Annotated in this window: 11 protein-coding genes; 9 read left to right on the top strand and 2 right to left on the bottom strand. The window is 30.6% G+C overall.

Annotated features, from left to right (window positions below):
* Window positions 1-67 precede the first annotated feature (67 nt).
* Complete coding sequence (locus H6W53_RS05470; protein WP_185205138.1) at window positions 68-895, top strand: hypothetical protein; 828 nt, start codon at window positions 68-70, stop codon at window positions 893-895.
* 4 nt (window positions 896-899) lie between these two features.
* Entirely contained in the window at window positions 900-1,985 is a 1,086-nt protein-coding gene (locus H6W53_RS05465) for a DNA polymerase beta superfamily protein (protein WP_185205137.1), read from the top strand.
* A gap of 41 nt (window positions 1,986-2,026) precedes the next feature.
* Here H6W53_RS05465 and H6W53_RS05460 read toward each other — a convergent pair whose 3' ends face one another.
* Window positions 2,027-2,461, bottom strand: a complete 435-nt coding sequence (locus H6W53_RS05460) for a cold shock domain-containing protein (RefSeq protein WP_076395443.1) — start codon at window positions 2,459-2,461, stop codon at window positions 2,027-2,029.
* A 422-nt stretch (window positions 2,462-2,883) separates the two neighbouring features.
* Here H6W53_RS05460 and H6W53_RS05455 point away from each other — a divergent pair, with 422 nt between their 5' ends.
* From H6W53_RS05455 to H6W53_RS05440, 4 genes are all read left to right on the top strand, one after another.
* Entirely contained in the window at window positions 2,884-3,903 is a 1,020-nt protein-coding gene (locus H6W53_RS05455; RefSeq protein WP_185205136.1) for a pYEATS domain-containing protein, read from the top strand.
* A gap of 321 nt (window positions 3,904-4,224) precedes the next feature.
* A complete protein-coding gene (locus H6W53_RS05450; RefSeq protein WP_185205135.1) occupies window positions 4,225-4,797 on the top strand; it encodes a hypothetical protein in 573 nt (190 codons plus the stop codon).
* Between the two features lie 30 nt (window positions 4,798-4,827).
* Complete coding sequence (locus H6W53_RS05445) at window positions 4,828-5,232, top strand: hypothetical protein (protein WP_185205134.1); 405 nt, start codon at window positions 4,828-4,830, stop codon at window positions 5,230-5,232.
* Between the two features lie 350 nt (window positions 5,233-5,582).
* Window positions 5,583-6,335, top strand: coding sequence for a hypothetical protein (locus H6W53_RS05440; RefSeq protein ID WP_185205133.1), 753 nt, complete (start codon window positions 5,583-5,585; stop codon window positions 6,333-6,335).
* Between the two features lie 228 nt (window positions 6,336-6,563).
* Here the strand turns inward: H6W53_RS05440 and H6W53_RS05435 are convergent, their stop codons facing one another.
* On the bottom strand, window positions 6,564-7,115 hold the full coding sequence (locus H6W53_RS05435) for a hypothetical protein (RefSeq protein ID WP_185205132.1): 552 nt from the start codon (window positions 7,113-7,115) through the stop codon (window positions 6,564-6,566).
* Window positions 7,116-7,302: 187 nt separating this feature from the next.
* Between H6W53_RS05435 and drt3a the strand changes: the two genes are divergently transcribed.
* The 3 genes from drt3a (at window position 7,303) to H6W53_RS05420 (ending at window position 12,108) form a co-directional block, all read left to right on the top strand.
* On the top strand, window positions 7,303-8,769 hold the full coding sequence (gene drt3a / locus H6W53_RS05430; RefSeq protein WP_185205131.1) for an antiviral reverse transcriptase Drt3a: 1,467 nt from the start codon (window positions 7,303-7,305) through the stop codon (window positions 8,767-8,769).
* Entirely contained in the window at window positions 8,762-10,927 is a 2,166-nt protein-coding gene (gene drt3b / locus H6W53_RS05425; RefSeq protein ID WP_185205130.1) for an antiviral reverse transcriptase Drt3b, read from the top strand. The genes drt3a and drt3b overlap by 8 nt, the downstream gene beginning before the upstream one ends.
* Window positions 10,928-11,382: 455 nt before the next feature.
* The gene (locus tag H6W53_RS05420) at window positions 11,383-12,108 is read left to right on the top strand and encodes a hypothetical protein (RefSeq protein ID WP_185205129.1); all 726 of its coding nucleotides are present in this window, start codon (window positions 11,383-11,385) and stop codon (window positions 12,106-12,108) included.
* Window positions 12,109-12,432 lie beyond the last annotated feature (324 nt).

Below are 12,432 nucleotides of genomic sequence, written 5' to 3'. Positions count from 1 at the left end.
TGAATTACAATTCTGCACTTGTACTGAAGGAGATATTTTTGAAATAAAAAATATATACATTTGGTCTTTGAATAGATACGTTGGCTACAAGGAAAAAAATCCATTCTTTTTCGCAAGCTTTGTAAAACCCGTAGAAGATTTTAGTAATACAATCTCCGCACAAAACATAATATCAAAACTTAATGAAGGTAATATTTTTGATTTCGAATATCTTCCAAAGGAAAAAGACACATTGGATATCAGCTTCAATGCTAAAAATAGAGCTGAGTATAAATATTTCACCATAATCTTTAGAGATGGAATATGGCAGAAAGGACAAAATCCGCATTACGTCAGTGTTACTGAAAACATCGCAAGAGGTGAAGTGAAAGTCACCTACAAAGAAGAAAATGAGTTTCTAAAACATGTTGAACATTTAAAGATTAAATATGGAATTGAAATTCCTGAATCTATTAAAGTTCGGTGTGCCAATTTAAAAGACGATTCCCAAGATCCAATTTATTTAGCTATTAGGAACTTTAAAGAGTATAAAACTTTCTATCATCCGGAATTTATTAAATACATTACTGATAAATATTTTAACGAATTTCACGAATCAGAAAATTCAAACGCATTGCAATCTCTTTTGGATAAAGCACAAAACACATTCTCTTTATTAGAAAAAAAATTTATTTCTGAAAAAATAGATTTATCATTTATTAATAAATGTTTCAATGAATTAAATGATAAACTTGAATGTGTTTTCACTTCAATTCCTATAAAAGATGACGAATACATGATTATTGATGGACGTTTTTATTCAAAAGTAATTTTCTCAAAAGGCAAACGTAAAACATATTTCATAAACAAAGTAAAAAAAATAAATTATGAAATATTTAAACTTTTTAAAGGATAATTAAATGACCATCCAGGACCTTAAAAACAAAAACCTCATCCTTTTCGAAGCCATCTCCGGAAGCCGTTCTTTCGGATTGGCAACAGAAAATTCTGATACAGACATTCGCGGCGTGTATTATTTACCGAAAGAAGAATTTTTCGGGTTAAATTATATTCCCCAGATTTCCAACGAAACCAACGACATCACCTACTATGAAATCGGAAGACTTATCGAACTGTTACAGAAAAACAATCCCAACATCCTCGAAATTATCGCCAGTCCGGAAGACTGCATCTTACAGAAACATCCCTTAATGGATCTCCTGAAACCCGAAGATTTCCTTTCCAGACTCTGCAAAGACACCTTTGCAGGATATGCCGTTTCCCAGATTAAAAAAGCAAAAGGACTCAACAAAAAGATTCTCAATCCGATGGATAAAGAGAAAAAATCCATCCTCGATTTCTGTTATATTTTGCAGGATCAGGGCTCCGTTCCGTTGAAAAAATGGCTGCGGGAATCCTCTTCCCCCGAAAATAAGAATGGTTTACAGCAGGAAAAATGCGGCTTGGTAAGCATCGACAATACCAAAGGAATGTTTGCCCTGTTTTACGATCAGTCCGGCGATTTCAGATACAAAGGAATCATCCAGAACCTAGAAGCAAATCAGGTCTCTGTTTCCTCCGTTCCCAAAGGACAGCATCCACTTGCCTATCTTTTCTACAACCTAGATGCCTATTCTACCTACTGCAAAGATTACCGCGAATACTGGAAGTGGGTTTCCGAACGCAATGAAGACCGCTACAACGTCAATCAGAATCACGGACAGAATTACGACAGCAAAAACATGATGCACACGATTCGTTTATTACAGTCGTGCGAACAGATTTTTAAAAACAATTCTCTGAATATCCGCGTGGAAAACCGCGAAGAATTACTTGACATCAAAGCCGGAAACCGGTCGTATGAAGAAGTATTAAAAAAAGCGGAAGACCTTATTGCTTCTATTGAACATTATCATGCTGCTTCTACTCTACCCGATGTTCCGGATCTGGAAAAAACCACAAAAATATTAGTTCAGATCCGCGAGGAACTCTATAAAAAAAAATAAAGCTTCATTTCTGAAGCTTTATTTTATCTATTATCTGATATTTATTTTACCAATCTGATCTCCATTGCAGAAAAACCTTTCGGAGATTTTTCCTTTTCGAAAGAAACTTTATTTCCTTTCTTAATCTGGTCAATGCAGTTGTTGTTGTGGAAGAAAATATTTTCTTTAGTCTTATCTTCCGTGATGAAACCGTATCCTTTTTCGCTTAAAAAAGTTACAATTCCTGTTTTTACAGTTTCTTCAGCCTCAATAGGAGCTGCTCCCAACTGGATATTGTTGATATCAATTTCCTCTCTTTCAGCCTGATCCGGTGGTGTAGAAGTAAGTTGTCCGTTCGCATCTACATACATGAACATTTCGTTCAGGCTTTTCCCTTTATCATTGTTTTCCTTACGCTCTTCACGGCGCATTGCTTTTTCTTTTAGTTTTTGCTGTTTTTTCTTGAAATTTTCTTTTTTAGAGAAAGAATCTGCCATATATTTTATTGAATTTTTATTTTACAGTTATTTTAAGCTTCGGAAAAATCAGGGAAATCGCCCTTTTCAATGATGGTATCCACCAAATTCCGAACCTGTTATTAAAGGGTTTCTGAGTGCTTTTATTAATGTGAATGCCCTTAAAAAGGCATAAATTGAAACGGAAGTAAATAAAATATTCTAAACGATCACAGAAAGTAAAGACAGAGATTTCTTTTAATAAGTTAACAAATATACGAAAAATAAGCATACCAAACAAATATTTGGGATTTCAATTCGCTGAATTTCAATTTATTTTAGAGATTGAATTTTAAATGAAGCCTAATGAAAAAGTAATCCGAAGATTCCAACAAAAAATAACACAAAATAGTAATGGATTAATTCTGGAATATGTAAGAATTTCGTATAAGAAAATCTATACCATGTCAGAATTAACATTAAAACAAAAAAACAGAGATCTTAAAAGCATTTGGGATTTCTTACTCTTTTCCATTATTGTCGGAATAGTAATCTGCTTTCTTATCGGCTTAAACACCTTGAATATGAAAGGAGGAATAATGGCTTATCTGGAACTTACAGGAGCATGCATCTTTATTGGAGGAGCCAGTTTTGGAATTGGGGGGCTTTCAGGATTTTTATTTGGAGTACCAAAAATTTTAAACTCAGATACAAATAATCATGACAGAAAACCTTCAGTTACGCAAAATGATAATCTTGTTCAGATCAGTGACTGGCTTACAAAGATTATTGTCGGAGTGGGCTTAACTCAATTGAATAATATTCCTGAATTTTTAGCGCGGGTGGGAAAATATTTTTCGATAATATTTCAGAACAAAGAGTCTGGTGAAAAAATAGCCATCGCTGTAATATTGTATTTTCTTATTATTGGCTTTTTATCCGTTTATCTATGGACAAGACTTCATTTTATTGGTATGGTAAAAAAAGTAGAAGATGATTTAGATAAAAAAGTCAATGCAATGGCTGAAGTCATTAATGATACACAGCAAAAAATGACCGATTTAGGCGGCGGAAAAACAATCTCTGAAAAGTTTGATGAAGTAAAAGCAGAAGTAAACAATATTGCTACGAATGATCCGGATGACCCTCAAAAATCAAAATGGGGTGGAAAATCTGAATGTAATGAAAGAAAAATTACGGCAAAAATAGAACCTTCAGAAAATCCTGCATTATATAAAGTAACCCTTGAAGTATGCAGTACAAATCCGGCAAATCCTCTTACCGGGTTTGTTAAATTCCATTTACACCCTACTTTTAACAATGATAACCCCATCATTGCGGTTACTGATGGAATTGCAAGGCTGGTTTTAAATAAAGTATATGGAGCATTCACCGCAGGAGCTGAAGCAGATGAGGGAAATACCCGCTTAGAAATAGATTTGGCAGAATTATCCGGTGTTCCACAGGAATTTAGAGACAGATAAACCTTTTTAATGATTAAATGGTTTAAAATAATAAAAAAGCTGCTCCTTTAGGAGCAGAATCTGTGTAGAAATAAAAATAAATCCGGCAATCAATCCGTAGGATTGGTATATTTAATGCGGCAATTTTTTAAAGATAGCGTTCCTACGGAACGCCGGGCTTATTTCGAATACCGCTTCTGTGTAAAAAACAAGTTTGCGAAATATCATAATTATACTTAATTTGCTCAGGATGTAAAACTTTACCCCGTAGAAAATCTGCATAATAAATTCAGGAAATCTGCCCATTTAAAGTTCTCACTATAATTTTTAAACAAACAGACCATGATTCTCGAAGGATTAAATACAGAAGGCGTACTCATTTTTGCTAATATAACCAGGTGTAAAAACTATTACTCGGATAAAGAATTCAACTACGATTATCCCGATGGATTATCAGAATTATTAAAACAAGGAATCATCCATATCATTACTACCGATGAAGCAGTAGAACAGGTCGATTTTGTTTTTAATAAAGAAGAAATAGACAGCAGTAGATGGGAATTTCACGATTCTTACAATTACTTAAAAGCAGAGCCCGGAGATGAAATCCGCGCTGTTTCTCATGCAGATTTTACCCAAATGTGCCATAATCATAAAGGTGATTTAGAAGCCCATATCGATAGTTCATTATTCCTTAAAAACATTTTAAACGGAAGCAGAGATGTAACCAAAGAAGAATACTTTAAATATGAATTGCCATTGATAGAATTACCAGCGGGAATCTGGAAATTAAATGTTTATTCGCTTAAAGAAGAGCATATTCTTAGCTGGATGGAATTTTTAATCCACCTGGAAAAAATAGAATCCGTTGAAATCGATAAAATCACCCTGAAGCCGCTTGAAATCTATTCTTAAATACAAATACTTTTCGAGAGCAGAAATAATATGAATTATATAGACGACAGCACAGTACCCCAATGCAACATTGAAGAAAAGAAATTCGAATGGGGAGAACCCTATACAGTGTATACTCCTGTTTTTCATTTTCCACATTGGTTAAATACCACACTGGAAAATTCGATTATTTTATTTGGCGAAAATAACTTTAAGAATCAATTATTGATGGTATACAATACAATCAATAACCATGAAGAATCTGAAAGGTTAACAAACTATCAGGGAGAACCATTGAACAGGAAGTCAATATTGGAATTGATAAACACATATCTTAAAAAAACTGAGACTTTAACTGCCCCTTGGGAAAAATACAACATTGGATTAACAGAGGATGATTATATAAGGCATCTTGAAGATAAGCTGGGAAAATCCCTGTATTATGTAAAAGTCTGATTGCCAAATAAAGTCTTCTCTGTTACAGTTTATTGAAAACCTTTCGATAGCGCGGATTTGAAATCCGTGCTGTACTCCCAAACCGCGCTGCGCAAAGTTTCACGACTTTGAGCAATATCAAACCCAAACATTTTTTTTAAATTTATCCCGTTTCTGATAGTCTCCCTATTTTGAGCAAAAATTAAAACAATACTAAATGAAAGAAGGCTATATTATAAAAGATCGGGAAAAACCGTATTTTATTACCTGTACAGTAGTAGATTTGATAGATATTTTTACAAGAAAAGTTTATAAAGATATCGTAGTTTCTTCTTTAAATTATTGTATAAGAGAAAAAAGAATGATGTTGTATGGCTACGTCATCAATAGATGTTATTAACCCAAAATCCCTAAACAATATGAATTTTAAAACTAAAATAGTTATGATTTTATTATCCTCTTTATTACTTACGAATTGTAAGGAGGAAATGAAAAAATGTGTAAGCCAATCTACCGATACTAATGTAAAACTATATAATGATTTAACAGATCAGTTGATACCTTATTTTTTTAGAGAAGATTATTTAGGTAAAAAAAAATATTTTGATAGTTTAAGAGTTCATAATGAGGATTTATATATCGAAGAGAAGACAAAAGCCCACAACGAAATTTTTAATCATCCTGAAAAATATTGCAATTTGTATATAGATTCTACTAAAAATAAAAATACAGATTTTGTTACAGGTAGTAAAAATTTTATTACAGGTCATCCCGAAGCTCCTATAAATTATATAAAAAGTAGGAAGGAGCTTTTAAAAGAATTTTCCAATAATACAGATATTATTAAAAAATTAAGTACACGAAGTTCTATAAAAGCAAATCAATTTAATTTGTGTACCGCAAAAGTACTGGATCTGGCAGAGTATGATAAACATACAAATGAGTGTGAGATAGGAGTAGTATATTTTTCAGAGATTGTATTTGATCCTTCTAAAAAAAGAGCATTAGTTTTTGTTGACCATCATATAAAAAAAGATTATTACGGTAGAAATGCTGTATTTAAACTAAAATTGCATGATAATTATTGGGAAATAGAAGATTATACGATATTGTCAACTTCCTAATTCTCGATAGCGCGGATTTACAATCCGATAGCGCGAAACCCGGATTTGTAATCCGTGCCTGTAATATCAACAAAAACACCTGATAGCGCGGATTTACAATCCGCGCTGTACTTCCAAGCTCAAAAATGCTTTGGTTATATCCCATTTCTTCATAAAATCCTATACAAATTCTTCTCTTTCTATGGAAGATTTCCTGATTTCCGGAACAGTAACTTTATGGGACGTAAATCATTTTTTCGCATTCGTATAAAACGAATAATAATAAAAAACAGGATACTTTTCAAAAGTTTCAGATTTACCCATGGTGTACGCATCATGTTCATATATATTTGAAAAATCAAGGATAAGAGATTTCTTTTCCGGGAAATTGAAGATGAACTTTATTAAACTGCTCACAGCAGTTTCCGTCTCATAGGTAAATAAAAGTTGTTTTCCGTCAGCGCTGTATACTTTCTTATTATAGACTCTCGCATTCAGTTTTTTATCCACACCCGTATCATTAGATTTTACCTTGTACATCAATGTTTCCTTACCATTCTTCATAATGTATACATCTGCATTTTTATAACTATTATCATACTTAAAAACAACAGCTTCATTGATTTTCATAATCATATCTGTGAATTTTTCTTCATTAGGGATCGACTGCGTTTCCGTGCCTGCAGGCATTTCGATGGGTCCTGATTTTGAAGCTGCTGCCGGTTTCTTTTTTTGTGCATTGACAGTAATCCCGAAGAATACCATTGCAGTAACTACTGAAATAAATTTGAAAATTTTCATGGAATATTTTTTTGCAATGTTATGTAATTTATTTTAAAATGATCTTATTATTAATTTAAAATCTAGTCATTTAGAATAAATACATTGATAATAATTAATTGTTATGGTTTTCCGTAGTATTTTTTTGTGGAGAAATTATATATTTGAAAAAACTAATTATAAAAATCTTGAAAACTATAAAAATTTAATGTTAGACCAATCATTTTCAAGCTCGAATTTTAATCTTATCTTTTTAAAGGAAAATAGAAAAGGAACAATAAAGAAAAGACACTTAAATCAAGAATATTTTGATAAACACGATGAATTCAACGCTGTCTTAAATGATAAAATTAATTTAAGGCATTCTAGAGCAAATAAAACTCTTTCACAAGATGAGTTGAATGATTTTGCAGAAAGACTTCAAACAATAAATGAGGAAAAAGAAGAAATAAGAAATAATTTATTTTCAGATTATTCTGATATCATTAATAATGAAGACACTCCGTTCTGTTTTGAAATAAAATATGATAAATCAAATGAAATGTATATCACAAATAAAAATGGTGCACATTTCTTTGCAATCAAGCAACTTCAAAAAAATTTGCACAAAACTTTCAAAGTAATTCAGTCAGACAGAAATACAATTATCAAACAAATCTATAATTTAATTTCAGATGGTTTTCCTAAAATAATCATTAGAACTGACATTACTAAATTTTATGAATCAATTCCACAGAAAAAACTATTTGAAAAATTAGAAAATAACAGTTTATTATCGCCTCTTTCAAAAAAACTTTTAAAAAGAATGTTTTATGAATTTGAAAAAATAAAAGATACAACTCTAATGCAGCCGCAAAAAGGTATTCCAAGAGGTTTTGGTGTTAGTGCTTATCTTTCCGAGCTATACATGAGAGAAATTGATAATGAAATAAAATGTTTACCGGATATTATTTACTATGCTCGGTACGTCGATGATATAATCGCCGTTTTTACTCCTAAAACAAAAAGTCAAGAATACGATTATAAAAAGCTGATAAAAGAAATTATAAATAAAAACGAACTACAGATTAACGATAATCTGGATGGTAGAAAAGATAAAACACACAAAATAGTATTATTAGATAAAATTTTACCTCACCCCGAAAAATTAGATTTTCTTGGATATAAATTTTTAATAAAACAAAACCATGAAATTATAGTTGAGTTATCAGATAATAAAGTAAAACGATATTTAGATAGAATAAAAAAATCAATTGAAATATATAATATTGATTCTAAGTACAACGAGAAAAGAGCTAGAAAAATGCTTTTTGATAGACTTAAATTCTTAACCTGCAACTATCGTCTAAATCACAATAAAAAAAGTATAAAAGCAGGAGTATATCATTCAAATTGTATGCTTGAACTTAATAAAAAAACATACAATTGTCTAAAAATATTAAATCTTCGAATGATAAGATTACTAAATGATTTAAATCCTCCTCCTAAAATTGGAATCAGTAAAGCCAATCTTATAGACGTGATTAAAAATAAATTTTGTTTTGAAAAAGGGTTTAACCAAAGAATATTTCATTCATTCAAATTCAACTCCAGAGAGCATATTTACTATAATCGTAAATTTAAAAGAGTAACAAATAAATTTGAAGTAATTAAATCAATTTGGAAAGATGAGTAGAAAAAAAAGATATATTCAATATCCAAAAGAAAGAGCAATTTTATCTGACGTTCATCCATATGAGGTTCCGATAACGTTTTCAAATAGGTATTTTTATCGTTTTTTAGTTGAGTATAACGTTTTTGTTCAAGGTAATAAAATTGAGTTTAAAAACAATTTATCTGGTAATGATTTAGATGCATTCAAAGAAATTCTAAAAATTATATTCCATCATGATTATCAATCACCCGATAACGATAACAAATTTAGAAAAATCCCATTTTGTTATCGCATTACACATAAAGAAAAAGATTTTCGTGAGCTTGCCTTAATACATCCAATTAATCAAGTAAAGCTAGTTAAACTTTATGATGATTTTAAGGAATCAATATTGTATTCCTGTTCAATTAGTGATTTTAGTATTAGAAAACCCGTTGATGTTGCGAGGTTTAGTTTTTTTAATGATAAGCTACACCAATTAAATAAAGGTGATAAAAATGATTTTTTAGAATTAAAAGGCAAAGAATATGAGGATTTAAAAACCTTTTTTTCCTATAAAAAATATACAAACGTTTATAAATTTTACGAAGATTACAGATATCATCGAGCAGAAAAAAAATATAATTTTCTTTTTAAATTTGATATTGCAAGATGTTTTGACAGTATTTACTCACATTCAATATCTTGGGCTGTACTTGGTTTAGAAGCAGTTAAAGAAAATATTGATTCCTCTAAAAATAATTTTTCTGGAGTCTTTGATAAATTTGTCCAATATTGTAATTATGGTGAAACTAATGGGATTCTAATTGGACCTGAATTTTCAAGAATATTTGCTGAAATTATTTTACAAAAAATAGATAAAACAGTTGAGGAAATAATAAAATCTAAACACGGACTTATAAATAAAATAGATTACGAGCTGTATCGATATGTTGATGATTATTTTTTATTTTGTGATGATGAAGTTTTAAAGGAAGATATTTTTAAAATTTTTAAACATGAACTAAAATCTTATAAATTATCTATTAATAATTCTAAATCTTTAGAATACTATAAACCAATAATTACGGAGATAACTATTGCTAAAGAAAAAATTAACCAGCTCTTTTCAGAGAATCCTAAATTTTCAATTATTGATTTAGAAAAAGTCCCAAATATAGAAGAAAGAGAACAAGTTGAAGTATTAAATCATAAGTTTTCATTTTTCTTTAATGCTAATAATCTCATAACGCAATATAAAATCTTGATTAAAGAATCAAAGGTCGATTATAAAGATGTTTTAAATTATAGTTTAGCGCTTCTAAATACGATCATCGAAAAGAATTTAGTAAACTTTGAGAGTATATATTTTCAATATAAAATTAAAATTAAATCTGGTGAAATAGAGGATAAGAATGTTATTAATAAATTAGATAAAGTAGAAGAATCCTTTACATCTCATATAGTTAGCTTTATAGATTTTATATTTTTTATTTACTCAGTTTCACCAAGAGTAAATTCAACAATTAAAATAAGTCATATTTTATCTAAAATATTAGCCTTTTACAAAATAAAATATAAATCAGATAAGAAGAAATTTATAATATCAACAAATAACAGACAGCGAGTATTTAAAAAAATTCTAGATGAATCAAGTTTTATAATCAAAAAAAATTTAATTTCAGAATATGCTCAGGTTGAAACGCTGTATCTTTTAACAGTAATTAAGGAATTGGATAGAGAATTTAGAATTCCAGAAGTTCTTTTAGAAAGATTTATTGGCTTTGACCAAGAGAAAAACAAAATTCCTGATTGCAGATTGAATTATTTTTCAATTGTAGTAATATTATTCTATTTAGGACATTCTACAAAATTTGAAAAAATCAAAAATGCCTTAAAAAGTTATATTGTAGAATATATAAAAAGTTTTCCTATTGAAAAACGCAATAAATCTTCAGAATTAACTCATTTGATTCTAGATTTGATTGCTTGTCCATATCTCGAAATTAAGTATAAAAGAAAAATTTTTATAGTTTACAAAGACAGTAAAACATTTAAAGAAGTAATAGAAAGTGTTAGAACATTAAATAAAATATTAGATTTTCAAAAAAGTTATGTAAAATATTGGTTTACTAAATGGGAAAGATTTAATTTAGCAAAAGAATTAGAATACAAGAAAAGCCAAGAGGTTTATTCTTAAAAATATTGTCAATACCGATCTCCAGTTTGGAGTAATTTATTATTTCATTCTAGAATTAAAGTGAGTAATCATTTTCATTCACACACATGTACGTGACAGCATTCCGTAAAGGAAGAAAAAACCAAGCAACCTGAGGAGATGAAGGTTGCTTATTTTTTGATAGCTTAATTTATAATATATTACATGTATACATTATAGTATTTGTTCTCCAGAATTTACAGTATAAAACCAATTTTCCTGCTTTGCAAAGTCTCCCGACTTTGTGCAATAATAATTTAAAACTCAAAAACAGATTTTACAAGCTCTGCTTTTAAAACATCTCCCTCGCCTCACCGCGAGGGTTTCCTATTCCAAAATTTAACATAATATCCTGACTACAAAATATTTACCAAAAAATAATGACCATTTCAAAATAAATTTTAAATTTGAAAGAATTTAAAAAAACACAAACATTTATGTCTTCAAGATCAGAAATAGGGCACGCCAAAAATGTGGCGAACCTGCAAAAATTAATTCAGCAGATTTCCGTTTATCCCCTTTACAATCCGCCGGTTCCCGAGCTTACCATCGATAGTCTCCAGAACCTGTACATTACTGCCAATGCGAAACTTACGGAAGTCGAGGAAAAACGCAATGCCAACAAAAATGCCATTGCTCTTCGTCAGGACGCATTCAAAAACCTGAAAACAAACTGTACCCGAATTACCAACCGTTTAGAAATTCTCGGGTTATCACTGGGAACCTTAAATCAGGCAAAATCATTGAACCGCACCATACAGGGGGCAAAAAAGAAACCTGCCACAACATCGGAGGAAGGCAAAGAAGCACCCAAAATCATTTCCTCTTCCCGACAGTCTTACACCCAGCAAGCTGAAAACTTCGGTATTCTTGTACAGTTACTCGAAACCATCCCCTCCTACACACCGGAGGAAGAAGAACTGAAACTATCAACCCTTAATGCCTACAAACAATCATTGGTAACCACCACTCAGGCAGTAGACCAGACCGAAGCAGAACTTAACCTCAAGTTCATCGAAAGAAACAGAATACTGTATGCAGAAGGAACCGGACTCTATCCCATCGTCCAGAACGTAAAAAAATATGTAAAAAGCCTTTACGGAGCCACCTCTCCCGAATACAGCAATGTAGCGGCAATTAAATTTTCGATGATAACAGAATAACATCCTTCTAAAGAACAGAGGATTAAAACCAAAAATCTTTTTGTAAAAGTTAACAACTAAAATAAAAACATCCTGACGAATATTCAGTCAGGATATTTTTTATATTTGATTGTCCGTTTATTAACCTAAAGCTTCGACAGGCTCAGCTTGACATCGCTAAAAATCAAGCGTTTAGTATTAGAGGTGTCACACTGAGCTTGTCGAAGTGCCTGTTATAAATAATTGATTTTAATATCAGTGCATAGTAATAGGTTGTTTAACGGATATTCAATTTTTATATTTTAATCGCTAAAAATTATGTTCGATCAACTGAAACTTATATTC

It is taken from the genome of Chryseobacterium sp. C3 (assembly GCF_014218905.1).
GTDB lineage: Bacteria > Bacteroidota > Bacteroidia > Flavobacteriales > Weeksellaceae > Chryseobacterium > Chryseobacterium mucoviscidosis.
The sequence above is the reverse complement of the archived record's forward strand: the minus strand, read 5'-3'. Positions and strand labels throughout refer to the sequence as shown.

Coding starts and splice junctions, on each gene's coding strand:
- H6W53_RS05465 (WP_185205137.1), top strand. CDS start 900: ATGACCATCCAGGACCTTAAAAACAAAAACCTCATCCTTTTCGAAGCC.
- H6W53_RS05460 (WP_076395443.1), bottom strand. CDS start 2,461: ATGGCAGATTCTTTCTCTAAAAAAGAAAATTTCAAGAAAAAACAGCAA.
- H6W53_RS05455 (WP_185205136.1), top strand. CDS start 2,884: ATGTCAGAATTAACATTAAAACAAAAAAACAGAGATCTTAAAAGCATT.
- H6W53_RS05450 (WP_185205135.1), top strand. CDS start 4,225: ATGATTCTCGAAGGATTAAATACAGAAGGCGTACTCATTTTTGCTAAT.
- H6W53_RS05445 (WP_185205134.1), top strand. CDS start 4,828: ATGAATTATATAGACGACAGCACAGTACCCCAATGCAACATTGAAGAA.
- H6W53_RS05440 (WP_185205133.1), top strand. CDS start 5,583: ATGGCTACGTCATCAATAGATGTTATTAACCCAAAATCCCTAAACAAT.
- H6W53_RS05435 (WP_185205132.1), bottom strand. CDS start 7,115: ATGAAAATTTTCAAATTTATTTCAGTAGTTACTGCAATGGTATTCTTC.
- drt3a (WP_185205131.1), top strand. CDS start 7,303: ATGTTAGACCAATCATTTTCAAGCTCGAATTTTAATCTTATCTTTTTA.
- drt3b (WP_185205130.1), top strand. CDS start 8,762: ATGAGTAGAAAAAAAAGATATATTCAATATCCAAAAGAAAGAGCAATT.
- H6W53_RS05420 (WP_185205129.1), top strand. CDS start 11,383: ATGTCTTCAAGATCAGAAATAGGGCACGCCAAAAATGTGGCGAACCTG.